This window comes from Vibrio sp. LaRot3, from assembly GCF_027587025.1.
Classification (GTDB): domain Bacteria; phylum Pseudomonadota; class Gammaproteobacteria; order Enterobacterales; family Vibrionaceae; genus Vibrio.
The window spans coordinates 1-25,511 of sequence record NZ_JAPPTI010000014.1; the positions used below are offsets into that span (position 1 = coordinate 1).

Below are 25,511 nucleotides of genomic sequence, written 5' to 3' on the forward strand. Positions count from 1 at the left end.
CTTATTGGTTTTCACTTTAAAAAGTGAAATCAAACAGCTCAAGGCTGCTTCCCAATTCGAATGGTCACTTCGTTTCATTGAAACCTAATTTGAAGCCTAAGCTTCTAATTGGATTATCATCAACGAGTGCCCACACAGATTGATAGGTCTATATTTTTAAAGAGCTTTTTCTAACTTCCTCAGCGCTCAGCGCCTCGTCGTTAGGGGTGCGTATCTTACGCTTCCCGTTTTGAGAGTCAAGCATTTTTTCAAACTTTCTTTTCTCTCTCAACCGAATCGGTTTGTGACTTTCGTCTCATTCCGTGTCGATGGAGGCGCATTATAGGGAGCCTCAAATTTATGACAAGTGTTTTTTGCAAAAAAGATTTCGTTTGGCTAAAAAGAAAACAAATCGTTTGAAATAGAATAAAATTTCAACATTTGAGTCATGTCACATCAATGAATTGGAAAAAGACCAACCATATACGTAAGATCCGTGTGTCTATTTTGTTAAATGTAGACACCCTTTATTTCTCTGACTTAGAAGTAGTATTCCAATATGAGTTCAAATAAATCGACTTTAATGATTGTCGCATTAGCTGCACTGGGTGGAATTGCCTTTTCACAGATTACCATTTCACCCGCTGTGAGTTTTGTTATTGGTGTTGTTGTCACCGCTTTTGTATTTAAATTTTCCAACACGACAACAGAAACCATTTCAACAACTGATCCAGCCACCAAGACTTTATATGTAGGCAACTTGCCTTACAAAGCAAATGAGTCTCACGTAAAAGAGTTATTTGCAAAGCATGGTGAAGTTTTCGCTGTACGCTTAATGAAAGACAAACGCACTGGTAAAAGAAGAGGTTTTGGTTTTGTAGTAATGGCAGCCGCAGATGCAGCGACTGCTATTGAGGGGTTAAACGAGCAAGATTATATGCAGCGCACTTTAAAGGTTCGTATTGCTAATGATCCTAAATCTCAACCTGACAGGGACTAACCGAACTAAAACCAAGTAATAGCAATGCTTGATTCAAGGCTCCTTCTTCCCAAGGGGGAGCGCTTGAAAAAATCTCTCTTCTTCCCTTGTTCTCTTCCCGCTGTTTTATTCCCAATAACTCTTGTACGCGTCTTGCTATCGCCTCACCCGAATCCACCAGCGATACTTTCTCGCCAAGAACCGTCTGGATTTCTTCTTTAATAAGAGGAAAGTGAGTACAGCCTAATACCGCAACATCCACTTTATCTTGAATAGGTTTAAGCAGTTGAGCTAACTCGTTTGAATCAATCGCTTTACCGCGGAGCTTTTCTTCGGCCATATCCACCAATCGAGTCGACCCTAACATTTCGACCGGTTTGCTTTGAGAAAAGTCGCGGATCAGTTCGTGAGTATATTCTCGCTTGATGGTCGCAGGCGTAGCAATTAGGCCAACGGCTTTGTTAGCTAGGTTAGAAGCCGGTTTAATGGCTGGTACAACACCAACAACAGGAATTGATAGCTTAGATCGAAGTGATGGCAATACGATGGTACTTGCGGTATTGCACGCGATGACGACCAAATCAATATTGTGCTTAGCGACCATGGTCAATACCAAGCGATTGACTCTTTCGAGTAGAGTGTCGTGGTCTAACTCTCCATACGGGTATGCCGCATTGTCAAAGATATAGAGGTAATCCAATTGCGGGAGTCTCGCTTCAATTTCTTGATAGACCGATAGTCCACCGACTCCTGAATCAAATATCAATACTTTGGCTTGTTGCGACACTGAGTTATTCCACTAATTAAGATGGAGCAAATCATACCCTTCGATTTGTATTTGGCAATGCTTTCGCCGTGTATCTTTGGTACGTGAAGCGTTCTCCAGATTCTAAGTGGCTTACTTGCAGCTCGATATGACCATTAAAGCTATCAGTTTTGGTCACTAAAGTATGAAACTCTCCATCCTCACCGCATGGGTCGACGCCAACTGGTAAGCTGGATAGGAAATCATGGCTATACCACTGCCCGCAATAGTCCGAGCTCAACTGACTACCATCGGTTGTCACCACCAGCGTTTTAATGCCTCGATCTAAAATCTCTTGAGCGAGCTTGGCACTCGACTCGCCCAAAAGAGGGAACACAGCTTGCCATCCCGCCGGCTCGATATAACTTCTTCGGTACTGTTCGATGCCATTGCAAAACATATCACCAAAAGCGACAGCATCAATCTGAAGTGAACTGGATTGTAACGTTTCAACGATACGAGATTGATAGATGTGGTTTGGTGGAAATACTTCAGGCAGTTCAATAAGGAGCAGTGGTAAACCAAGCAGCTCTGCCTGCATTTTTAACACTGGAATTGGCGTCGCTTGAAATGGCACCTCATCTTTAACGTAAGTGGTGTATAAGCCAATTACATTATATGAAGGGTCTTCCATTAAACGTTCAAGCACTAATGTCGAATCTTTGCCGCTCGACCAACTGATAATGACGTTTTTCTTTTGCATGATATTCAGAAGTAAAAAGCCGCCCGAAGGCGGCTTAGGATTAAATCTAATTAGAAGCGGTACTCTACCGTACCAAAGTAACTACGCTCTTGCGTATTGTAACCATCAACCAATACGTATTCTTCATCGAATAAGTTTGCCACTCGAGCGCGAAGAGTTAGGTTATCAATCACTTCGTAGCTGATCGCCAAGTCCACAAGGACATACGCATCAAGCTCATCAGAACCGTCTGTTCTATCACCTTGGTACAAGGTGCTTAATTCTCCACGCCAGCCATTTTCTTGATAACTGATATTCCACTTGTAACTGTCTTTCGCACGGCGATCCAACTGTTTACCTGTGGATTTATCTTCCGCATCGAGATATTCAAGGATCAACTCATGTTGAATAGGGCCTGTATCAAATAGCGCAACAAGCTCCGCACCAAAGATTTCTACAGAATCAACATTCGATGGCTTCCACGTACCCGCGTTGTCTACTGGTGCCCAAGCAATAAGATTGTCGATATCGTTTTGGTAAACGGCCAAACGCCAATCAACCAAATCATAATCCGCTTCGAATGCCAACTCATACTGAATTGACTCTTCCGGCAGAAGGTTTGGTGTTTCATTCAGGTCATTGAATGTCGGCGCTTTAAATGCTGTACCTGAATTCACTTTCAAACGGTACTGATCATTCAGATTCCACACTGTTGCAAATTGCCAAGTCGTTTCATTGCCATAATGCTCATTGTCGTCATGACGAAGTGCAAGTTCGAAATCAAACGCACCAACTGTTGCAAAGCCTGTTGTGTAAATAGCAAAGTTATCACGCGCCGGGTTTTCAAAAGCCTCAGATGACTCAGACACATCATCACGATACCAATCAAAGCCACCACCAAGTGAAATAACGTTGTTCACATGATAATGATTGGTCCACGCTACACCCGTTCGGTCTGTTTGATATTCACTGTCGTAAGCATAGTTATAGTTGTAATCTTGGTTCTGACTTAACGCTAACTTAGATTGCCATTTAGCTGACTGATAATTAATGTGAGCAACCACGTTATACACGGTTTCATCTTTCTTCGCGTCAGCAGCGTCATATTCTACTTCGCCATCATGATAGAAACCTTGAACACCGAGTTGTACTTGCTCATTTAATTTATAGGTTAATGCCGCGGTGACATTCTTCGCATCGTAACCATCATCATCTTCATTACCCGTACCATTTTGAACCGAGAAACCATCTGTCTTAGACTGATTTAACGTAATAGAACTATGAAGCTTTTCAGTTAATTGATGCGCAATAGCTAAAGAACCTTGAGCGTATGCGTCACTACCCGCGCTCAGAGAAAGCACCACTTCTTCTGCATTGGTATCTGTAATTACATTAATAACACCACCAAGTGCATCTGAACCATACGCAACGGCTCGAGGGCCACGTAAGTATTCAATGCGCTGAACACCCGCTAATGGCATTGCTGAAATATTTGCACTACCTAACGTCGCACTACCGGTGCGCACACCGTCTACAAGCAGTAGTACGTGGTCCGAGTTTGTACCACGAACAAACACACTCTGAGATTGGCCGTATCCACCGTTAGATGTAATTTGAATACCCGGAAGACGATTCAACACTTCAAGTAAACTCTTGGCTTGAAGTGCATCGATTTCTTCTTTAGTAACCACTTCGACAGGTTGTATTACACTGTCTAGTGTTTGCTCGAATCGGTTCGCTGTTACAACGACGGTTTCATCGGCTGATGATTGCTGTGCTTGTGTAAAAGAGGCATAAGGAAGCAGCGACACCACGGCCACTGCTAAAATAGATTTGTTCATTGTCGTATCCTAAGTCGCGTAAATTCCTATGAGTCGATCATATGCAGACCACTGCTGTGACTCATTGCTGGCAGGTATTCGGACTTAAGAGCGTATGCTTGCATATACCTAGTAACTCGACTTCCCACATAATCTAATGCAGTGTCTCTTGAGCGTTCGTTCTCTCTTACCGCTGCGCGTCAGCTATCTACAGTTGGGAAAGAATACGTTTAAAAAATAGATTAGATAAGGATAAAGCCTTTAATAATGGGAGCTAGTGCGTCTAAAACTGAAAATATCTACCCAATCCGTATCACTGTCTAAATTTTTCACATTCTCTTATGGTCTGTCTAACTTTTTATTCAATTAGACCATTGAGAATCATGAGATTCGCGTTCTTACTTTCCCTGCAACATAGACGGACAGAAAACCTAAACCTGCCAAAAAAATCGATTTTAATCAAAACCAACTTGATTACCAGTTTAATCTATTGAAATTAAATAAAGTTGTTTATGAAATTTATTAATAGTAACTATTCAGGGGGCAATTGGAGATAAAATTAGAAATCGGGAATTAGTACCACTCATAACTCTTAAGCGATGATTATAAATAATATAAGTGCTATCAATGGAGAAAATATGGCGACCTTATAGTAACCAAGCCATTTACCTGTCGACTTAAAATGTTTGTTTAAGCGACTCTTCATTGCTGTAATTTCAGTATTTAACTCATCTGGGTACTCAGCTTCTTTTCCATCAATAGAGCTAAATACAAGATCTTTAGCTTTCTCCAATGATTCATACTTATTCTTTTGACTTTTAAGCAATCCGTACATAAGCAGAATCGTAACAATAACTCCGATTACTAGCAGGACAAAAACTAGTGCGTCTAACTGACCCTTTTGCATAATTGCGGCTAATGCCATAACAGAGGCTGGGACGGAAAAAAGCTTAAAAACAATGTCACTAGTCAGATTAGTTAATTTTTCAGATAGCTCAATTTCAGCTTCAGCAACTTCTTTTTTAGCCTTATGAAACGAAAAACCACTTAAGTAAGTAGACAGATTATTCTGATATAAAGCAACGAATGCTCCCCAAGAATCAATCAATTTGTTAAAGGCTTCATCTGGGGCATAACCTCCACCTAAAAATTCATGCAATGAAGCATAAAAAACACTCAGTTTATCACTGTAGTGCATATTCAATTCGGATTCGGCTGAAGTCAACTCATTCAAAAGAGAGAAATTAATGTCTTTCGATAGTAAATTTTCAGAAATACTTACACTTAAAACTATAGGTGTTCGATGTTCACCTGAGAGATAAACTAAAGTCCGAGAATCACCCATTTTTTCATCATGATAATGAGCTAAGTTTTCAAGTTTAGCTACACTTCTAATTAGTAATTTCAGCCGGCTAAAAATATCATCGTCATCAGATTCTATTGAGTTAGCTGAATAATATAAATCTTCATCGAATAAATAAAATTCAGGCAATTCAACAACTTCAGAATAAGAAAATGTAAAGTTATCAAGAAAAGCATTTAAGTTTTGGTAAAATTGAGATTCATTAGTTCTAGGCGTTCGAAAAGTTAACTCAATTTCTTGGTCTATATAATCATTAAAATTGACTGAATTTCCATCAATATCACTACCATTTATCTCACGCAGGTATTCACATTGCTCAAGAATTTCAGCTATACCCTCAGTAACATGAACAGAGCAACTAAACACAGGCCGATTAAAGCTATGCTGAGATGCTGCTCTGCGTAACTGAACTAAAGGATAAAAAGACACTGGTTGCTACCCATTAATTTGCTGATTTAGTTTATCAATCAGATCTTGTGGAAGATCCTTGATTATAACTTTAGCTCCATCGAAGTAAACCCTTGCACTGGGATTACCACCTATATCTTCCTTATCAAATTCTAGGTGTAAATCGTCACCTTTGTAGACTAAATGAGTCATTGTTTTGAGTTTTGTCTTATTAACAGGGAACTCAGGTGGAACACCACTTTCTTCGCGGTTTAAATATGTAACAAACTCATCAGCATATCTATCAGCCTGCTCTTCATCATCGGTAGGAAAAAAACGTCGGGCGATTCCTTCGATATCAGGTAAAGTTGCTGGTTCATTAGATTCAGCTTTTTGTTCCAGATAAACAGTCAACGCTCTTTTTAAGTTTGGAGCATGCGCTTTCAAATCTTCTTTAGACTCGAAAAAACCAACACTTTCATCAACAGCCGCTTGAGTTGCTTTTGCTGAAGGTGCACCAGCTTTACATCCCATCGCCTGAATGAAATATCCAGCTGCTGACTGACTTGTTTGTGGACTAACAAAACTTAAATACGTAGAGTCCTGACGTTCAATATCATCAGCGTTTTGATAGGCGCTGTATTTAGAAAAATTAATTTTAATTGCTTGATGAAGCTTACTTAAATCAATGTATTCAAGATCTTCCACACCGAGTGTATCGGAGAATGCGAATCCTGACTTTTGCTTGATCATCGCAGCTAAATAGAATCTAACTCCATCACTCTCATAATCCGAAAATAAGATATGTCCACCAGTAGCGAATGCAACCCCAGTAGCTTCTCGAAATAACTCCTGCATGACTGACTTTGATAGAACCATGAAGTCTTCATCACTAACATCTTCTAGTTCTGAGTATTCATAAAATGAATCGGGTACACTTCCAGAGGCCTCATCGTCCCGAAAAACACCATATCTGGCACTGTTATTCTTTCTTCCATAAATATTAACAACGCCAGCAATTACATTCTGTACACTCTCATTATCTACAGGTAGAAGGGATTGTCGGTAATGCAATGGTTGAGGTTCTTCATTTTTTTCTTTTATCAATTCATGCACAACAGCTCGATGAATAGTGATTGCCATGTAAAGTCCTTGAAGATAATTATAAATATGCAATCGCCTTACTATATAAAAGCCACACGAGAGAGTAAATGAGACCCGCTTACATTTTTTGCACTTTACACATAAAAACAAAGATTAAGAATTGCCTACTTTTTCATAACTTTCCCTGAAGTATTATCCATACGGTACTGTGAGATCGTTCCATCCAAGATATGTTTTATTACTTCAACAACTGTCGCCAGCGGTACATTAAACCACTCTCTGGGCTTGTAGCTCTGCCCATCATGTCCTTTGAGGGTGATATTCAGTCGCTGGTATCCCAAGAAACCATGCACTAAAGTCTCTAGCTTATGAGCATCTATGTTGTAACATTCTGTCGTCATTACCACGCGAACAGGTGCTTCCAAAAACGTACGATCTTTCTCTGCATGTTTAATACGGTCTTCAACACTACCTTCGGTGAACCCAACTTTGTAAAGGTTCGCCTTATAGGGTGCAAGAACACTATCTGGACTCTTAGTAGCAAGCACATATACCAACCCGGTAGGAACTGGGTTACCGTCAGGCTCAAGCAATGCTCCCTCACGAATAATTTTACATCCATGATCGTCACGGACTAATCCGTGTGTCAAAGACTGAAACAGCATATGTAGCTCTGTGCCATTTTCGAAGACTAAATGCAGCCTTGCATTGTAGCTACTGTAACCTTCCAATCTTTCTCCAGCATAATGAACATACCCCATCAAGCCATTAAGAATAAAAAAATCACCAACCTGTATTTTTAGTTCATGGCGAAAACGCTCAAGTGACGCAGCGCCTGCTTTAAGTTCTTTTTGGACTGTTTCAAAAATAGGAGCATATCGAGGAAAATCCGCACATGGCTGACGTTTGGCAATTTCTTCCGGCTGCGATTTTTTTTCTGCAGGAACATGGCGAATAGTGAAAATGTCAGGGGCATCAAACTCTAGCAGATCATCATCATCGTCAAAGATATCATCCAAAGACGTAACTAATTCAGACTTATCTATTTCAGACGAGGGTGTTGATTCTTGAATTTCGTAGGTTGAAGAGCCGACAGATTCCATTGACGGTATGTACGAACACTCAGCTAACAGGCCATAAGAATCAAACTTTTTAAGCGATTCTCTCTGTTCACCGTTTGATTTAAAGGCTTTTAAACGTCTAGCCAACCGCTTTTCATCGAATGAATCCGCATCACTAGCTGGTATACGTCCATTCTTTTCAAAGAACGCTGTAATTTCCTCAAACTGACTTTCAATCAGATTACCAGCAGGTGCTTTTGCCTTTAACGGAGCTACATCAAGCAGCCCCAAGTCATCGTCTTCAGAAAAAATATCATCTAAGTCTCGCTTTGGCGTTTTCTTAGAAGAGCGTAAACAAATCACACCTTATCCCTCTTGTTTTGCCATTCTCTGTTGCTTCATCTTGCGAATATAAGCAAGCACCTCCGCATATCGGACTTCAATAGGATCAGATGCAGTTAATGACGGTTCTCGTTGATGTTCTTTACTGAAAGCTTTAATTCTAGGCCATAGCATCACAGCTTCTTCTTCAGAGACTTTGGCTTGACTAGCTCTTACTGTCTCTTGAATCGTCTTCAACATTGCGGCATTTACAGACTTAGATAATATTTCATAAGCACCATGAAACGGGTTTACAGCATCAATCAAGTCAATATCTAAATTTTCAATGTTGACGAACTTATCACCCATCTTAATAAATTGCCGACTCGCACCAGAATCATTATTCCCAGGCTGATTATTTTTACCATTTCCTGATGTTGAACCATCATCGATATCAGCATCATCTGGCAAATCTTTTTCATCGATAACACCGCCATGTTGACCAATATACAGGCTCTGAAGAACCCCTGAGCGAACCTGCTCAATCTCATGCTCTTCCAAGTCTGGGTATAAAGTTTGAATTACAGAAGGTAGCTCTATTTCATTGATAACTTCTGGCGGTGTTGTTTCGGTAATGACACCTTTTACAACAGGTTCTTTTGCCATTAATGCCGACAATATTTCACCTTTATCACCATTTAAAATATCTAGAACTTTCTGGGATACTGGTGTAGCTGTGTCATCGATGATAAGAGTGTTGGCAGGTAATTCCCCACCTTGCCATTGAGAGCGGGGTTTAAACTGTATACTTGGAGCCAAAATCTGCTCCATAAGTAACGATGTAGTAATCGCTTTAAGCATATTGTTAACCGATACCTTAACATCGTCGTCTTGCGCATCCGGTTGAGCGATGAGGTTCGTAAACTGAGCGTGTGTTTTACCTTTACAATCGCGAGTTGCTCGGCCAATTATCTGAACAATTTCGGTCATTGAACTACGATAGCCGATGGTTAGAACATGTTCACAGAACGGCCAATCAAACCCTTCTTTTGCCATCCCCAAAGCGATAATGATATCCATCTGTTCAGCAGACTCGATATCTCTTAAATATGCTTGGACTTTTGGTCGCAGATGAACGTTATCGTCAACTAAGTTGGCAACCAACAGAGTTCGCCCTGTTTGCTTGCATTTTACTTGGTATATACCGGTATTGGGATCTTGCAGAATAACTTCGCCAAGCACTTCAAGAATTTGGTCGACTTCCATGTGCTTATCTTTGGTCGATTCGCCAGAATTCACGTTAGGAATATGAATGATGGTTTTTTTAGAAGGGTCAAGAATTGATGGCAAAGCCTCTACATAAGGGCCTTGATAAAAGTGATAGCCAATACCCAATGTTTTTAAATAGTTATAGCCATTTAACTGTTCATAGTAGGTGTATGTTACCTTAGTAAACTTTGCTTCATCTTCTGGCAATAAAATAGGTACTGTATCTCCACGGAAATACGAACCAGTCATCGCTAAAATGTGAGCAGAAGAGCCATTCATCAAGACATCGATCAGATTCCCTAATCGACTATTCTCATCTGCAGACACATGATGAAATTCATCTATAGCGACAAGACAATTATCGAAATCTTTCGGAGACAACTTGTCGAATACACTGCGTAATGTTGAGTGCGTGCAAACCAATGTTTGCTCTTCGCTTTTCATAAAACGCTTAAATGCGTTCGTTTTACCTGATTCACTACCACTGATACATAGATTGTATTCTGGCTTAATCGTCCAATCAGAGAAGAATCCATACTCAGTCAAATTGGTATCTTTAAATGAACCACCAATAGACATTTCAGGAACGGCGACAATCACTTTTCGCAGCCCCTGATGAATCAGTTTATCCAACCCTAAAAACATCAAAGCACGAGACTTCCCAGAAGCCGGTGGCGCTTTAATCAAAAGGTATTGACTATCACGCTGGGCGAATGCCCGCGCCTGCATTTCACGCATCCCCATGTCGTTATGGTTCGTACTTTGCCCTGTCTGTTTATAACTAACTTCCAAAATATTGTTATTCATTATCTTAAACCTTTTGCCAACGAAACTATTGTTATTTTTCTTCCGGAGAAGTCAGCTCTTCATAGCGAGACAACAAGAAACTCAAACGGTCGGCTGTATCTCGAAATGGTTTATCACGATAAAGCTTATCAACAGCTATATCTAACTTATGATGTGCTTCGCTTAACTCTATAGGCATAGAATCGGGGTTATATAACTCAGCTAGAGTTTTTCCTGGGAAATCCTCTCTAGTAAAGAGAATATTTTCAGCAAGATTAACAATATTGGCTCGTTGCTTCTCATTTACAGTCGGCCAAGGAAAAGTGTTATAAACAACTTTATTGCCATAGCTGTAATCACTCTTTAAACGCATTGCAACTAAACGCATCCAATCGTTATGCATAGATGAATTAAGAATAGCAAACTCATACATAGTCCCATTAGGTAATATGTAATTTCTATCCGTGCTAATAACATCTTTGTTAAAGAAACCAATTGGAATGTACTTTCGACGTTCTGATGATACTCTAGGTATTAAAATATAGTTCTCTGGATTATTAAGATCTCTAAAAAGGTGTGGTTTTTCGGCTAGCTTTTGAGCACCTATATCAGGACTATTTTTCCTTGTTTCAGCCACTTTTTGAACTCTTTGGCATACATGAGGCATAGATTTCAATTCAGACTCTTCAATACCGACTAACCATAAACACCAACGTTCTTTCGCATTTATAAATTCAGCTGAACCTACTACTTTCTTAATCCATTTTTCAGAATTTGGTTCTAACCTCAAAAGTTCATCACGTTCATTTCTATTTAAAAATAAATACCCACCATCAGTTGGTTTATTTCCGTAAAGAAGTGGAGGAGTTGATTCTGATAGGGGTGTATTTCGTGTAACAACTGATGTATTTAAACCTTCTACAAGGTAAGGGCTAATATTACTAACAAGTTGACAATGCCATTCCGAATCAACTGTTTGATATAGTTGACGAACTTTATCTTGAGCAGATAAACCAACAATGATCACATGTACGGCAGCTTTATCTCTAGCATTGTTTTTCCAGGTAAATGTTCGATATGCAAGATGTATATGTAACCCTAAATCAAAAACAGATGGCCATAATGCGGCTACCTGCTCGCCTTGACAAAGCGAATTAGTCGCCACTAAAGCAAGCTCAGATTTTGAGTTTCGAATATAATGAGCCCCTTTCCAAAACCAACATGCGACATAATCTAAATTACCTAATGCGTTAAAACCTGAAAAAACCATCTTCATGTCTGCACGTTGTGAGTCTGTACGGCCTAATGTTCCTAGGAAAGGAGGATTGCCAATAACATATACTTCATCTTCAGATTTTTTAGGGCAAACCTCATTCCAGTCTAGATGCAAACTATTACCGCTAACAATTTTACCTGATGCTTTAAGTGGCAATGCAGGCTCTGCAGGGCCTATATGCTCTTCCCATTGTTTATTGATTTGGTGTTCAGCTAACCAAAGAGAAAGTCGTGCGACCTCACATGCAAAATCATCAATCTCGATGCCATAAAACTGATCAAGATGAATATTGCTCATGAAAAAACTTTGGTCGATTTTCATCAACGCTTTAATAACGTCAATTTCAAGGAGTCTGAGTTCTTTATAAGCAATGATCAGGAAGTTCCCAGAACCACATGCGGGGTCAAAGACCTTGATTTGGCCTAGTCGGACAAGTAGGCGTTTAAGTCCATTGACACTGGGCCGTTGTTTTTCCAGTTCAGCTCGAAGTGAATCAAGAAACAGAGGCTGAATCACTTTCATAATATTACTGTAGGATGTGTAGTGCTGACCTAGACGTGCTCGCTGATCGACATCAATTACCGCTTGGAACATACTACCGAAAATATCAGGGTTAATAGCGCTCCAGTCTTCCATACCACATTCAATAAGAATACGGCGTCCTTTTTTACCTAACGTTGGTATCGGTTCATCACTAGAGAACAAGCCACCGTTAACATATGGAAAATCAGTAAGATGTTTAGGAAGATGCTGACGGAGATCGCTATCATCAGGGCTATTCATCACTGAAAATAGATGATAGAGAAACTGGTCTAGATTACTCCCATCTTCTTCCGTACAACTTTTGATAGCAGAAGTAAATTGACCTTTTTGCTTGAAAATACCGGTATCTTCAGCAAATAAGCAAAACAATAGCCGTGTAAGAAACACGTTTAGCGCATGAATATCTTCTGGTTTACTTAAGTGATTGTTCACACGGATTAAGTCGAACAGCTTACCCATTTTGACTGCAGCCTTTACATCTGCAGGCTTTTCGCTGTTCAAAATAGCCTTTTCTAAGCCAACCAGTGGCAGGAAGAAACTGTAGTTGCGATGCAGCACTTCAAAGTCAATATCCAGTCGCTCGCTAGTTGATGTATCCCACGCAAGAAAACGTTCAAAATCGGTAGTCAGAATAAAGCGAATTTTGTTCTTAGCTATCGATGGATCGTCAATTCGCTCATCCAATGCAGCATCAATATCCTGACCATGCTCTACTGGAAAATAATAAAGTTTATTCTTCAACCCAACATGACCTGGAATCTTAGCCACATTACGAGCACCATCCTGACGAACCTGAGTAATCGTTGCCTTGGGGAAGTTAAAGGCTGTTAGGAATCCATATATAAATTCATTGGTATCTACTGATTCAACTAGAGATTCAAGTTGTTCAAAAATCTTTGCCTGATTGACGGCCATGCCTTTTCCTTTATGAAAGCTGCTAATCTGCAATTCAGTAGCAATCTTGTCTAACGGCAATCAATTCTTATCAAAGGAATTGATTTCCTTTTAAAAATGCTTTCGATTATACATCAAGTTAGTTATGCAATCCCATGAGTCGTATCAGATAAACCGCTCATTGATACGTTCGCTCCCCTTATGACTAGCCGATGACTTAAGTCGCTGAAGATATTGTTCAAAAACCTTTACACGAGAGGTTAATCAACCTTTCTTATGTGTGTGGTGTTATATTGGTGACAATTATGGAGACGACTGTTCGTTACTACCAAAGAATAGGCAGCCAAAACCCTGCCATAAGATCGTGTAGCAACTGGCACAACAATCATTGTTTAGAAGGTTATAAATGGAAGACTTAGCTAAGGAAGAATTGTTTTCTCAGATAGAAGAACACTTAAAGTGCAGTGAACAAAGTTGGCTGTTGGGTGCAGGAATTAGCTTCGATGCTAAATTACCTTTGATGTATCCCTTAACCAACAAAGTTAAAAAAGACTTGGAAAACAAGCATGAAGAGTTGTTCAACGATATTGTTGTTCCTTTGTTCAATGAATTACCGCTGGAATGCCATATAGAACACGTACTCAGTCACCTAGGCGATTATGCTGCTTTAGCGGAAAGAAACAAGGAAAAGAAGACAACGATTAATGGCAAAGAAATAGAGTTATCTCGTCTTGAAGACATCCACTACGCCATTTTGGAATCTATTTCTAACGTTATTAGATGTGGTTATGTCGAAGATAAAGACGGTAACACAGTTGAAGAAGGTACATTATCTGAACCAATTGTTGATATCGAGGCTCACCTAAATTTCATTAATATGCTTTTCAACCATGCATCCGCTGGAGTTTATGAAAGAAGAAAAACGGTCAATATTTTTACTACCAATTACGACACTTTATTGGAAGACGCTTTAGCTCTGAATAAAGTTCCGTACTGGGACGGATTTGCAGGAGGCGCTGTAGCACATAGAACTCAACGATACGGCGAGCCTATTCCTTTGAACGGTCAACGCGCCAACGTAATTAAAATGCATGGTTCTATAGACTGGTTTCTATGTGAAAAAGGTTATGTATGGCGAGTTAGAGATAATGACCGCTACCCAGAAGTAAACCGTAGAGTTTTAATCTATCCCCAAGCGACAAAATATGTTGCAACTCAGCAAGACCCTTTTTCGGCACAATTTGATCTGTTTAGGAAGACTCTAAATTCCAATAGCAGTAATGTTCTCGCTGTATGCGGCTATAGCTTTGGTGATGAACACATTAATAACGAAATCGAATTTGCCTTTTCTAAAGAAGAAAATAAAACAGTACTCATCGCATTCTTGGAATGTAGAGAGCAAACCCTCCCTAATTGCATTGAGAAATGGCGCAATTCAAGTTTTGGTCGAAGAGTTATCATCGCATCCTTACATGGTTTGTATGTGGGCAATGAAGGACCATTTACAAGAAAGGATGGTGATGACTATTGGTGGACTTTCAAAGGTGTCACATCAATATTAGAAAATGGATGCGAGGTATAACATGTTCACACCAGTTGACGAGTTGAGAATAGGACAAGTTGTTGAAGTATCAGGCACCAATATTAAAGTTGAGATATCTGATAAAATTTCCGAGTTGAATCGAACTTTTGATGGACGAGTTTATTCGATAGGACAAATAGGAAGCATGGTTAAGATTCACTATGGCCGAAAAGTGATTTTTGGCTTAGTAACCATGCTTAGAATGCGTTCAGAGGAATTAATTGAAGCTGGTAAACCAGTTAATGCAGATGCCGATCAGCGAGTAATGGAAGTTCAATTATTAGCTGAAGGTAGCTGGAATGCTGTTAAGGAAAAACTAAGCTTTCGCCGTGGTATTAAAACCTATCCTCTACCGCAACAAGGCGTATTTCTTCTAACAAGTGAAGAAATAGCCTGTGTGTATCGCTCAGCTGAAGGAACAAGAGATGAAGAGGTCGATCCATTAGTTCCTTTCGCAACATACAGTGCATCGGAGTCAACTGCTTGCAGAGCTAATATTAATAAGATGTTTGGTATGCATTGTGCCGTTCTGGGATCAACAGGCTCTGGTAAATCAGGTACGGTAGCAGCCATTATTCACAGTGTTCTTTCCCATAAGCACAACCAAGTAGAGCTATCACCACAAATAGTAATCATCGACCCACATGGAGAATATGGTACAGCATTTAAAGAAAGAGCTATTCAATATCGTGCATACAATATTGCGGCTGGGCAAGATGAACAAGAGGAAATAAAACTCCCTTACTGGTTAATGTCTAGTGATGAATTTACTAATTTGGTAATTGGAAAAACAGAACATAGTGCTACTAGCCAAAATAACGTGGTTCAAAAGGCTCTCGCACATGCCCGGATGGTGGCATGTGGTATTGTGAAGCCTTGCCCTAATGAGTTTGGTACTGATGCGCTGGTTCATCTAATTAATATGGATGACCCGGATTTATGTGACGATAAAGATACGTCTGATATCTTAGAGTTTGACCGTGACAAACCGAGACCTTTTTCTTTGGACGAATTTGAAAACCATGTCCGATACATACAAGGAGGCAGAATAAACAAAGGTAAGCATGAGAGTTTAACTAATTCAGATTTAGCCAAATCTCCAGTTCCCTCTGTACTTGAGAAATTGAAAGTTCTTCGTAGAGATACTCGTTTGGCATTTATGATGAAAAACTGGGCAAACAATGGTGATATAAAATTGCATCAAGTTCTAAATCAATTTGTTGGGGCACCTCAACAAGCAGGTAAAGATATCAGAATTATTGATATTTCTGGCCTGCCTAACGAAGTCGCAGGACCTCTAGCAGCATTAATAGCTAGATTACTTTTTCAATACAAAGTGTTCCAAACTCAAGATGAAAAAGAAAAAGATCCCATTCTATTGGTATGCGAGGAAGCCCACCGATACGTTCCAGATCATGGGGAGGCTCAATACGCAGCTGCGCAGGGAGCGATACGACGGATTGCGCGAGAAGGTCGAAAATATGGCATAGGATTGATGTTGGTAAGTCAACGACCTGCCGATGTTGACAGCACTGTAATATCTCAATGTGGTACATGGGTAGTATTAAGGCTTACAAACTCTGCTGACCAGCAGCATGTCGCTCGCTTCTTACCTGATGGTCTATCCGGGATGGTTGGAGCCTTACCTATCTTGTCTCAGCAGGAAGCCATTTTTGTTGGGGAAGGGGCCGCTTTACCCTGTAGAGTTAAAGTTAAAGATTTGAAAGAAGATCAGTTACCTAAATCTAGTACCATTCCGTTTGCTTCTGGTTGGTCAAAAGGTCGATTAGATCTAGAAGAACTTGAAGATATATCTCGAAGAATGTGTTCTTAAGTTAAGTAGGATGCAATCTGTTAATTTATAAGCCATGATTCAATAAAACTAACAGATTGCTCCAAAATCAGGTTTGCGCTGCAGAACGCCCCCCCATAAAATAAGACCTAGAAAATGAAAGTTTACCTTGATGATGAACGACCAACTCCGGAAGGATGGCATAGGGTTTACTGGCCTGAAGAGGCCATTGCCATTTTGAAGCAAGGACATGTTACTGAAATAAGCCTCGATCATGATCTTGGCAACGATGAACACGGCACTGGCTATGATGTTGTTTTATGGATTGAAGAGGCGGTTGCAACTCAAGGTTTTCAACCACCGGTTATACGAGTTCACAGCGCTAATTCATCTGCAAGGCAGAAAATGGAGTTTGGGATTGCCAATATCAAACGTTTGAATATGTTGGGTTAACACCACATGACATGTATTACAGCGCTACCTGATATAGGAATAGAGGTTTCAAGAACAGAATCGCAATCTTGATCTGCAACGACGAAAATTGAAAGCATATCTATGAATCACACAGTTAAGATTCAAAATAATCGGTACGGAGATACGTTCAGCTCACTGTTTTTAAGGTAATAATCGTCCCAGCCACGAGTATCAAATGGAACTTGTTTACCTTGTATATCTATATGCAAATAACCTAGCTTTGCACCAACAACAGCTTTCGAACGAGCAATTGGCATCACAATCGCGTCTATCATCTTTTGAGCATCAGATTTTGAAGCGGGTTTATATACCAAAGCTACTTTATTACCTATCTTCATACACTTACGGCTAAAGGTTATATGTTTATCACCAACTTTACCATAAGCCTGACTTCTAAGTTTGCCTAATTCACATGTTGGTTTCTCTAAATTGACAACCCCAAATCGAACACCATAGTCAGTGTATTGATTTTCTCGGTTCGCATATAAAATAGCGATCAAATCGTCATTAGCACTGAATGCCGGATAAAATGAATGTGACTCTTTCATCCAAAAACTATCCAGTTGTGTCGGCCGGTTGAACTCTAAGTTGTATCCATACTTCGCACTTGCTACGAATCCATCACCGTTGAATTTTAACTGGCGACCAGTTGGCTTTTGATTCAATGAACCACGTTCAGGATCAACGAATCTTGCATTTCGCGTTTGAAGTGAACCATCGCGGTTGAAATACTCTCTGAGCCGGTACAACCCGTTTTCCAGTGTATGAGAACTTATCGAACCATCATCAAAGTGAGTAAACTTTTCTTCTTTATCATTCACGTAAAATGTCGGCTTTGGCGACGTGTTGTCATTAGCTTGAACACAAGGTTCCCCCAAACACATTGCTACTTTTTTCTCGCTCGTTGTTGAGCATCCACTGAGAGCCAATATAGACAGCCCAATTACAAACAACCCCTGCTTTTTCATAAATTACATTCACCTTTTTATTTTAAACCTAATAAACAACCTATCTTTGTATCTATCTGTTTTTTCTTAGATTTTACCTTGCGATAAAATAAGACTCTGCCGTTAATCACCCTCTTAATCACTAAGATTAAAGACTCTGTACAACGAGTAGCGATCTCTTTGTTTTGCAGTAATTTTAGGGTTGAAGTAAAACACCGTATCGTCGCTTAATCGCTTGATATACGGGTTAATCGATATGCGCTGCTGATTATACCAGCCTGTAAAATAGGAAAGATTTTCCTTTCTCCAGAGATCTTTGTGCCCATTCATTTTTACAGCTGGTACATAAAGGAATTGCTCAACCCCAGCAACGTTAGCAAATTTTATCTGCTCTATTGGAAAACCAATCGGCAAGTAAGTCTTAGCAGCCATATAATCGCCACCTTGCGGCACTAGCGGGATATAACCATTATTGTCGCGGATAAGCATAGGAATTCTGGCTGTGAGTGAGTAGCAAGGCGAATAGACAGCAGTACAACTCTCATCTGAAGTACTGGTCACTTTAATTCTGTCCAAGAAATAAAAACCTTCTGAGCCCACTTTTTGATATTCTTCCTTCGCTTCACTTCCCATTGCCATTTTTATGGTATCTACAGCAATTCGGTTAACGTATTGTGCCTGAGTATCCAAGTCTTTATTGTTATCCACTTGAATAAGTGTGTAGAGATATTGTTCGCCTAAAAGGGAATCATAGCCAGATCGCGAACCTTGTTGAGCTAGTAATCCCATCACCGCATCAAATGAGGTGATACTTCCTAATCCAGCGGCGACAACTGTAGCCACAGAAGAAGTATTAGCCAGTTCTTTGTGTGAATTTGTATCGTAATAAAACTTGTCTAAGTTGTTGGCATTACGTCCAGGTTCTATCCATCTTAGTGGATAGTAGAACCGTGTAGCTTCGGAAAATTCTTCCACATTGAGCGCATAGTCATCCGCATATTTACCCTGAGATTCAATGGACTCATTGGGAGTGCTTGCGCATCCAGATATCGCTAAAGTGAGAGCTGAAATCATGACGTTTTTTTTCATAGCACTATTTTTTGATGAGTTACCTAACATTAAATTCCCTATATTTATCAATAAGTAAACTTTTTGGCGAATGGCGTTTTGAGAAGCTTGATACCGAATGAATGAAGTCAGACCAACCCCACAACTTTCATTTTTAAATGAACTGAATTGCAACTATCATGACTATAAAAATTGCAGACAGTTTTATCGCAAAGACTATAGGTACCCTCTTATAGGTTTGATAAATTACCTCATAAAGTTCGTCCTGCTCTCTCTGCATGCTCTTTTCTTGAGACAATAAGACGCCATCACGTACCTTTTGAGCAATTCCTGGTTTCCACTGTTCGTACAGCTTTAGTCTTTCTGGAGAAGGAAATTCATCAACGTAATTTCTGCCCCTGATAGAAGCGAGAATCTGCTCTACGGTTCCGCTCTTTCTTAAAAACACCCTCATTTGTCCCGTAAAATGTTATCAGTCAAATTTGGCATCTTGGTCGCTTTTAACCTTAGAATCTGGGCGAGTAATTCACTCGTTACTCCTTTTCCAAATTCTGAACGTAAGTGACGTTCCGGATAGGGTTGTAATAGTTCATCAGATCCAATTTCGCCGCAGGCGTACCATTGGGCATTCAATCCATGTGCGTGGGCTATCATCCGACGCACAGGGTCGTTGTCGTCCATTTGCATCCTGAAGGGTAATTCTGTATCAGGCGCTAATTCATCAGCGGAAAACACACCATGTTCAATAAGGTATGAACGATCATAAAAAATCCCTAACGGGTAAAGTAGTAGCCCCGATTCTGACGCTGCATTTTTTAGCTTTGCGATAGCTTGAAAATCCGGCTCCACCATTTCTAACAGTGTCTTTGTGCGAGTATGGAACCATTCTTTATACTTAGTGTGCACACTTGCATTACGTTGAAAATACTCATTCGAATAAAGCAAACTAAGCGTATCAAAATATAAAACCTTCACTGAAACCACCTAGTTCGTATTAGGCATAGTTAAAATGGTGCTTCATGAAAAAGTCCAGATGACATCCTCTTTCTAACGCTCTTTCCTCAATTTGCTTCCATAAGAGTGGTAAATAGGCTTTCAGATCTTCCGCTTCCGATTGATGATATTCATCCTCACAGTCCCCTGCAGCAGCTTTTAGCCACTCTGAAGGTGTTAAAATAGTGAGCCCAAGATGAAAATATTCTGGAATGGCTGCCCGTATTGATTCTTCGCTACCGCTAGCAACATACATTGTGAGGCCTTCACCTGTTGCGTAATAATGGCTAACACCGATGTAGAACATATCAATACCTCGCTAACATATTGTCTAATATTAAAAATATTTATTACTGAAATGCAGCAATTACACGCTCTCTGAAATTTCCTAAGTTCAATTGACCAGAAGAAGCTGAGTATGCAGTTATGATTGACGGTTTTTCCAAACGTTCTTTATCCCAACTAAGCTGTGTCTTCCCAATATCAGTTTTTTTCTTTTGTTGATCAGAGAAATAGGCTCGATCTAACGAAACAGAAGCTTGAGGTCTATCTTGCCAATTATCTGGTTTGATAAATAAGCATGAGTCCGGAATATCTTGCTCGATCTGCTCAGCAAAACTCACTAGGCTTTCTTCAGCAAAAGTGTACAACCAAGCTTGCTGATTCGAGGATTCATGCGTTCGCAAAATTCGTCCTAAAACTTGCCTGAAATAAAGTTCTGTCTTCACAAAACTTAAATGGCAACAGACTTGTAGACGTGGGATATCGGTTCCCTCACTAATCATTCCGACGCTGATAATCCACTGAGTCGTTCCGTTTCGATACCCATTGATTTTTTCTAGTGGATTTTCATGATAGTAAGTGACTATCTCTGTACTTTGCTCATATGTCTCAGTCAAAACTTTCTGAATTTCGATTGCATGTCCTACTGATGAAGCAACAACCAAACCACCGGCATTAGGGTTATCCATACGTATATCTGCTAGCTTTTTGCAACCAAGGCCAAGTACATAAGTCATTGCATCAATATTTTGCAAAATGCTTTGATACGGAGTTGCTGATTGCTTTAAAAGGTCAGGAATTGACGAAAATGACTTTGATTGTCCACTTTCTGAAATAGATAAGCGATCATTATCAATTAGTACAATTTTAGGTGAGCGACAGACCTTATCGATAATCGCTTGCTTTAAACCGTATTGATAATCACAGTGGATACGACCTTCTGCGTCAGAATACTGTGCTAACGTAATTGGCAATAAATCTGAGCGCCAAGGAGTGCCAGATAGGGATAATGTAAACGCAGCAATCCCTTGAATTTGTCTCAAAATTTGCTCACCCCATACATTGGCATTTTCAATTTCATCACCTGAACAATGGTGAATCTCATCAAATACAACCAATACGCGGTGCTTTTTAATTGTTTCCCAAAAGCTATCTCTAAGGTATTTCATACTCTGATATGTAAACGATGCACCTATTGAACCAAGTCCACCGGAAAAAGAGCATCCCAATCGCCATGAAAAGGTATTTTTGATACCATCAGCAATCGTTAATGATGGCGAAAAACAGAGGACCAGGTCAATTTTGTCTAAGTCATACAGCCTTTTGGCAATTTCGGCAGCGGCCACCGTTTTTCCAGCCCCTGGAGTCGCCTGAACCTGAAAATGTGAATGTCCAGCTAGATACTTTTCTAAAGCCGATCCAACACACTCCTCTTGCCATAGTCTTAACATTTTACTTCCCCACAATTACTAAGCTTTAGGGCGTGATTAAGAACATTTATTTTGGCTAGATATCTAACAGAGCGTTCTCTAGTTTCTTCGGATAGTTTTAACAATGATGATTTCTGTAAAGGTAACCTTTCAGACAATAGTTGAAATTCTTCGATCTCAGCTAAAGCTATCGCAAGTTCAGCTTCATACTTTCGTCGTTCCAAAGTCAGCTCATCAAGGGTAAGTGCTTCGTCCGAATTTTTTACGACTGTTTTTAGCTTTTGTTGCTTACGCTTTTTCGGTTTGAATACAGTTTCTTTAAACTGCTCTGATTTGTGGTATGTCCTTGTCCGCCCTTGGCCATTAGTCCAAAGTAGCCCTTTCTTTTCTAAAGGCAATAACTGACGATAAAGAAATTTACGCGCTTCCGTTATATCCTCAAATTCTCCCGTAATCGTTAGTAGTTCGTCCCTTAAGGCAGGAACCGTTAATCCATCAAGTCCTTTCTCGATGAATAAGGTAAAAATATATTCATTAATCGCTGTTTTCTTCGTCATAAGAGCTCAACTACGAACCAAAATGCGGATTATAGTCCGTGGCTATAAAATCCGCAATGAAGGATATTCTTTCATTTTGAGTACCATTAAAAATGAAAGACTTAGCGAAACGGTTTGGGGATAACTTACGTAAAGAGCGTAAGCTTAAAGGTATATCTCAGGATAAATTGGCTATTTCAGCAGACATCGACCGAAGCTATGTCGGTCGAATCGAAAGAGGAGAGGTCAATATCACACTGGAAAAAGCATACCAGTTGGCAAGTATTCTTGGTTGTGATGTGCGTGATTTGCTGCCATAAGGTAAACCCTAACTATAAGATTTATAAACACCTAAGGAAGTAAAATATTATTGGAGAAATCGAGAGATAATGGTTTGCAAAACTAATCTAGTTTTTCACGCTTTTTAAAGTCTAAAATGTTACTGTTCATTCCCATATCTTGAACATCAATCATCAACTCAACATGTTTTTTTTCATCAGGAATCTGCCCCCACATGGCAACATTCATTTGATGCATTCTTACTGCTTGCTCTTTTATACGCTCTTTATAGCTCTCTAACTTTGAGTTTTTCGACGTTAATTCTGCCTTGAGCATTTTTATTTCAGCCTTAGCTTTATCTAGATCATTTTTAGCTTTAATGTATAAAGGATGCCTACGGATGGCTTCATCAGACACATCTTTTACAGGACCATATTTACGAGCAGCTTCAGCGCTCAGAATATCTTCCTTTAGTTTTGGATAACGTTCAGGTTTAACTACACCATTCGATAATCCAGCTTCCTTCTCGACACTTGAAACAGTAATTTTCAACTTATTGGCTTTAAGCTTCTGTTTTAACTCCCTTTGGGTTGGCCTTTTGGCAACAAGGCGTGCTAATGCGTCTCTTAACAGCCTCTCGGTCGGGCTTAATTCAGTTTCATCTGTCATATCTTACGCCACCGTTTTTGTTGGTATAACCAAACTCAACACATCTTCTTCAAATTCGTACTTATCATGCTCGAACGCTAAATCATCCATTATTTCTTCAGCAGCTTTTACTTGCATATAGTATTTGGTTGCAGCGCTTGAATTTAACTCATTGTTTTCTTTTAAAAAATCAATATTTCTCATCGCATCCATACGGGACACTTCAGCGTAAACAGCATTTTCAATAAAGTCATATTCACAGTCAACACACTCAGTTAAATCAATATTGATACGCATTGAGCATTGAGTGTTAGTACAATACATACCAGGAGCCACAGCATGTAAATGAGCCTTACCGTTGGTCAACAGATCTATCCAGTATTCCTTTGACAGCTTACGTTTATTTACTCCATCTTCAAAATAGCTTTCACCTTCACGACTTATTGCTTGACCTTTACCCCCTGCAATACGTTCACGGTTTGCCATTTTTTGATATATACGAGCGAAGATCTCAGCCTGTTGCGTGATCCGCTCTTTTTGAATTTCGCTGTAAATTTTTTCAAATGAAAAGGCGTTGCGAGCATACCAGCGTGTCATCGCCATCGACCAATGCGACAACTGTTGCTTCAAAGCAGGGAAAGAACACAACTCATAGCCAATTAGGTAATATGCAAGTGAACGTCGCAACTGATGACACGTAAAGTGAAATTTGTCACCCAGTTTAAAAGATGTCTGGGTTGGATCTGATGTTTGTAAATAGCCCATATCATCTAATGTCAGAATAGAATCAACGTTGTTTTTATTAAAATTATTTACGACACCTTTACCCAACGCAGACTTTCCTACAGACTTGAAATAGGTAACCTTTTGCAAGTTTGCGAACATTCGATGACTGTCATTCTCTGTAAACCTGTTTCGATAAGGTGTATGAATGGCATTTAACACATGAAAGGCTTTCCAACCAGTTTCAGTGGTAACAAAAACATCATTTTTGGTTTGACTGTTGAGTGTAATTTTTGATTGGCGTGTTGTTAGAAAGTAAATTTGTTCCTTGCCTGTATCTGACTCATCGCCATCTTTATCAAACTTCTTTTCCTGCGCTCCATATACAGGACTAATTCGATACAACTCATCTATCCTCATCCCTGATAACGCCAGACATAACCACGAGGCCTTTGCACTAAGGCTAACTAAATACCGTCTAAATTCACCCCAGTCATAGAAAGTGTCACCGATGTACACATTAAAACGGTGAAATTGTGAATCTTTTAAGAGAATACGAGTTTTAAGAGAGGTGAATATTTCCATCCATCGCGGATTTTTGCCTTTATCGACTAAAGCAACTCCCTCGCTTTCTAATGCTTGAGTGAATCGCGACCAGTTTTTCTCATAACCCTTTATAGGTTTATATATCTCTCCATTTCTTATATCTAAAAGCCTCCTTTTTTCTTCATATTTATAAAAAGAAAGCATCTGCTCAACCGCTTGTTCGATTTCATCTCTTAACCCATAGGCTTTTGCAATCCCTTCGCTGTACTCCGTTAATGCCGCAAAATATATCCGCGGAGGGATAACCAATGTTCCTTCAGTGTCATCAGGTCTTGCGTTAAACATTTTATGCGTTAGGCGATTAAAATTAACCGTAAATGGCAGTAAACCTTTTAAAGCGGGAAGATAGTTTAACCCAGTAAACACTTTGGAGTTAGACATGTCAAAAAATCCATCTTCGACCAAAATTTCTAGATGCTCTTGGTTTAACTCTTCAAAAGAAGTAATACCACGCTTAAACAGTTTAACAATATAATTTCGCAAAAGACCTATCTTGCTTGAGAGAGAACCTAACTCAATATGTTGACCTGAAAACCACATATTCGCTACTGCGATACACTTCACTTGATTAACTAAATGACGTTCGTTTTGACGAAGTACAATGACATTCTCGCCTTGTTCTAACTCTATATTAAAATAAATATTTGACTTATTTTTTCCTTTATAAGCAGACTGTGCAAACATCCAAGCATCTTCCCCAAACAAGATTGTCTTTCTCTCATCTTGATAGACAACCATTTTGTCCAACTCTTCCCAATTACCTCGCAGTAGCGCTGGGAAAAGCACTTGCTGCAAATAATCTTTTTGACCACCAATGGAGCGCATGGCATCTAAAGTTAATTCTAAATCTTGCGAATTTTCAAAAGACAACATAAGTATGAT

General features: G+C 39.6%; 21 protein-coding genes and 1 riboswitch. Of the genes, 5 read left to right on the forward strand and 16 right to left on the reverse strand.

Annotated elements, in window-relative coordinates:
• The first annotated feature begins 538 nt into the window (after positions 1-538).
• Entirely contained in the window at positions 539-979 is a 441-nt protein-coding gene (locus OH461_RS17930; protein WP_270021928.1) for an RNA recognition motif domain-containing protein, read from the forward strand.
• On the opposite strand, the gene murI is transcribed toward OH461_RS17930, so the two are convergent.
• From murI to OH461_RS17970, 8 genes are all read right to left on the reverse strand, one after another.
• Entirely contained in the window at positions 954-1,745 is a 792-nt protein-coding gene (gene murI / locus OH461_RS17935; RefSeq protein WP_270021929.1) for a glutamate racemase, read from the reverse strand. The two genes, OH461_RS17930 and murI, sit on opposite strands and share 26 nt — an antisense overlap.
• 31 nt (positions 1,746-1,776) lie before the next feature.
• Positions 1,777-2,466 (reverse strand): ATPase, encoded by a 690-nt coding sequence (locus OH461_RS17940; protein ID WP_270021930.1) that lies wholly within the window; start codon positions 2,464-2,466, stop codon positions 1,777-1,779.
• Between the two features lie 50 nt (positions 2,467-2,516).
• Positions 2,517-4,286 (reverse strand): TonB-dependent receptor domain-containing protein, encoded by a 1,770-nt coding sequence (locus OH461_RS17945; RefSeq protein ID WP_270021931.1) that lies wholly within the window; start codon positions 4,284-4,286, stop codon positions 2,517-2,519.
• 52 nt (positions 4,287-4,338) lie between these two features.
• A riboswitch (cobalamin riboswitch) is annotated at positions 4,339-4,656 on the reverse strand.
• 201 nt (positions 4,657-4,857) lie between these two features.
• Positions 4,858-6,057: a hypothetical protein gene (locus tag OH461_RS17950; protein WP_161439471.1), complete on the reverse strand. Its 1,200-nt coding sequence runs from the start codon at positions 6,055-6,057 to the stop codon at positions 4,858-4,860.
• A gap of 6 nt (positions 6,058-6,063) precedes the next feature.
• On the reverse strand, positions 6,064-7,158 hold the full coding sequence (locus OH461_RS17955; RefSeq protein WP_038160567.1) for a nucleoid-associated protein: 1,095 nt from the start codon (positions 7,156-7,158) through the stop codon (positions 6,064-6,066).
• A gap of 125 nt (positions 7,159-7,283) precedes the next feature.
• Positions 7,284-8,543, reverse strand: a complete 1,260-nt coding sequence (locus tag OH461_RS17960; protein ID WP_161439472.1) for a GIY-YIG nuclease family protein — start codon at positions 8,541-8,543, stop codon at positions 7,284-7,286.
• A 3-nt stretch (positions 8,544-8,546) separates the two neighbouring features.
• Positions 8,547-10,577, reverse strand: a complete 2,031-nt coding sequence (locus tag OH461_RS17965) for a DEAD/DEAH box helicase (protein ID WP_270021932.1) — start codon at positions 10,575-10,577, stop codon at positions 8,547-8,549.
• 31 nt (positions 10,578-10,608) lie between these two features.
• Positions 10,609-13,290, reverse strand: coding sequence for a class I SAM-dependent DNA methyltransferase (locus OH461_RS17970; RefSeq protein WP_270021934.1), 2,682 nt, complete (start codon positions 13,288-13,290; stop codon positions 10,609-10,611).
• 385 nt (positions 13,291-13,675) lie between these two features.
• Here OH461_RS17970 and OH461_RS17975 point away from each other — a divergent pair, with 385 nt between their 5' ends.
• From OH461_RS17975 to OH461_RS17985, 3 genes are all read left to right on the forward strand, one after another.
• Complete coding sequence (locus tag OH461_RS17975) at positions 13,676-14,851, forward strand: SIR2 family protein (RefSeq protein WP_270021936.1); 1,176 nt, start codon at positions 13,676-13,678, stop codon at positions 14,849-14,851.
• Position 14,852: 1 nt separating this feature from the next.
• Positions 14,853-16,685 (forward strand): ATP-binding protein, encoded by a 1,833-nt coding sequence (locus OH461_RS17980; protein ID WP_038160581.1) that lies wholly within the window; start codon positions 14,853-14,855, stop codon positions 16,683-16,685.
• Positions 16,686-16,799: 114 nt separating this feature from the next.
• On the forward strand, positions 16,800-17,096 hold the full coding sequence (locus OH461_RS17985) for a cyclic-phosphate processing receiver domain-containing protein (protein ID WP_094147019.1): 297 nt from the start codon (positions 16,800-16,802) through the stop codon (positions 17,094-17,096).
• 122 nt (positions 17,097-17,218) lie between these two features.
• Here OH461_RS17985 and OH461_RS17990 read toward each other — a convergent pair whose 3' ends face one another.
• From OH461_RS17990 to OH461_RS18015, 6 genes are all read right to left on the reverse strand, one after another.
• Positions 17,219-18,085 (reverse strand): hypothetical protein, encoded by an 867-nt coding sequence (locus OH461_RS17990; protein ID WP_038160585.1) that lies wholly within the window; start codon positions 18,083-18,085, stop codon positions 17,219-17,221.
• Positions 18,086-18,199: 114 nt separating this feature from the next.
• Positions 18,200-19,183: a hypothetical protein gene (locus tag OH461_RS17995; RefSeq protein WP_270021941.1), complete on the reverse strand. Its 984-nt coding sequence runs from the start codon at positions 19,181-19,183 to the stop codon at positions 18,200-18,202.
• A 399-nt stretch (positions 19,184-19,582) separates the two neighbouring features.
• A complete protein-coding gene (locus OH461_RS18000; RefSeq protein WP_270021943.1) occupies positions 19,583-20,107 on the reverse strand; it encodes a hypothetical protein in 525 nt (174 codons plus the stop codon).
• 19 nt (positions 20,108-20,126) lie between these two features.
• Positions 20,127-20,432 (reverse strand): hypothetical protein, encoded by a 306-nt coding sequence (locus tag OH461_RS18005; RefSeq protein ID WP_011149152.1) that lies wholly within the window; start codon positions 20,430-20,432, stop codon positions 20,127-20,129.
• Between the two features lie 43 nt (positions 20,433-20,475).
• On the reverse strand, positions 20,476-21,858 hold the full coding sequence (locus tag OH461_RS18010) for a DEAD/DEAH box helicase (RefSeq protein WP_038160595.1): 1,383 nt from the start codon (positions 21,856-21,858) through the stop codon (positions 20,476-20,478).
• Positions 21,852-22,394: a hypothetical protein gene (locus OH461_RS18015; protein WP_011149150.1), complete on the reverse strand. Its 543-nt coding sequence runs from the start codon at positions 22,392-22,394 to the stop codon at positions 21,852-21,854. The genes OH461_RS18010 and OH461_RS18015 overlap by 7 nt, the downstream gene beginning before the upstream one ends.
• 92 nt (positions 22,395-22,486) lie before the next feature.
• Here OH461_RS18015 and OH461_RS18020 point away from each other — a divergent pair, with 92 nt between their 5' ends.
• A complete protein-coding gene (locus OH461_RS18020; protein ID WP_161439476.1) occupies positions 22,487-22,693 on the forward strand; it encodes a helix-turn-helix domain-containing protein in 207 nt (68 codons plus the stop codon).
• An 82-nt stretch (positions 22,694-22,775) separates the two neighbouring features.
• Here the strand turns inward: OH461_RS18020 and OH461_RS18025 are convergent, their stop codons facing one another.
• A complete protein-coding gene (locus tag OH461_RS18025) occupies positions 22,776-23,321 on the reverse strand; it encodes a hypothetical protein (protein ID WP_161439477.1) in 546 nt (181 codons plus the stop codon).
• A 3-nt stretch (positions 23,322-23,324) separates the two neighbouring features.
• Positions 23,325-25,502: an integrase gene (locus tag OH461_RS18030; RefSeq protein ID WP_161439478.1), complete on the reverse strand. Its 2,178-nt coding sequence runs from the start codon at positions 25,500-25,502 to the stop codon at positions 23,325-23,327.
• Between the last annotated feature and the right edge of the window lie 9 nt (positions 25,503-25,511).

Excerpts from the sequence above, each read along its gene's own strand:
- OH461_RS17930 (WP_270021928.1), top strand. The coding sequence starts at position 539 with ATGAGTTCAAATAAATCGACTTTAATGATTGTCGCATTAGCTGCACTG.
- OH461_RS17940 (WP_270021930.1), bottom strand. The coding sequence starts at position 2,466 with ATGCAAAAGAAAAACGTCATTATCAGTTGGTCGAGCGGCAAAGATTCG.
- OH461_RS17945 (WP_270021931.1), bottom strand. The coding sequence starts at position 4,286 with ATGAACAAATCTATTTTAGCAGTGGCCGTGGTGTCGCTGCTTCCTTAT.
- OH461_RS17955 (WP_038160567.1), bottom strand. The coding sequence starts at position 7,158 with ATGGCAATCACTATTCATCGAGCTGTTGTGCATGAATTGATAAAAGAA.
- OH461_RS17965 (WP_270021932.1), bottom strand. The coding sequence starts at position 10,577 with ATGAATAACAATATTTTGGAAGTTAGTTATAAACAGACAGGGCAAAGT.
- OH461_RS17970 (WP_270021934.1), bottom strand. The coding sequence starts at position 13,290 with ATGGCCGTCAATCAGGCAAAGATTTTTGAACAACTTGAATCTCTAGTT.
- OH461_RS17975 (WP_270021936.1), top strand. The coding sequence starts at position 13,676 with ATGGAAGACTTAGCTAAGGAAGAATTGTTTTCTCAGATAGAAGAACAC.
- OH461_RS17980 (WP_038160581.1), top strand. The coding sequence starts at position 14,853 with ATGTTCACACCAGTTGACGAGTTGAGAATAGGACAAGTTGTTGAAGTA.
- OH461_RS17985 (WP_094147019.1), top strand. The coding sequence starts at position 16,800 with ATGAAAGTTTACCTTGATGATGAACGACCAACTCCGGAAGGATGGCAT.
- OH461_RS17990 (WP_038160585.1), bottom strand. The coding sequence starts at position 18,085 with ATGAAAAAGCAGGGGTTGTTTGTAATTGGGCTGTCTATATTGGCTCTC.
- OH461_RS17995 (WP_270021941.1), bottom strand. The coding sequence starts at position 19,183 with ATGTTAGGTAACTCATCAAAAAATAGTGCTATGAAAAAAAACGTCATG.
- OH461_RS18005 (WP_011149152.1), bottom strand. The coding sequence starts at position 20,432 with ATGTTCTACATCGGTGTTAGCCATTATTACGCAACAGGTGAAGGCCTC.
- OH461_RS18010 (WP_038160595.1), bottom strand. The coding sequence starts at position 21,858 with ATGTTAAGACTATGGCAAGAGGAGTGTGTTGGATCGGCTTTAGAAAAG.
- OH461_RS18015 (WP_011149150.1), bottom strand. The coding sequence starts at position 22,394 with ATGACGAAGAAAACAGCGATTAATGAATATATTTTTACCTTATTCATC.
- OH461_RS18020 (WP_161439476.1), top strand. The coding sequence starts at position 22,487 with ATGAAAGACTTAGCGAAACGGTTTGGGGATAACTTACGTAAAGAGCGT.
- OH461_RS18025 (WP_161439477.1), bottom strand. The coding sequence starts at position 23,321 with ATGACAGATGAAACTGAATTAAGCCCGACCGAGAGGCTGTTAAGAGAC.
- OH461_RS18030 (WP_161439478.1), bottom strand. The coding sequence starts at position 25,502 with ATGTTGTCTTTTGAAAATTCGCAAGATTTAGAATTAACTTTAGATGCC.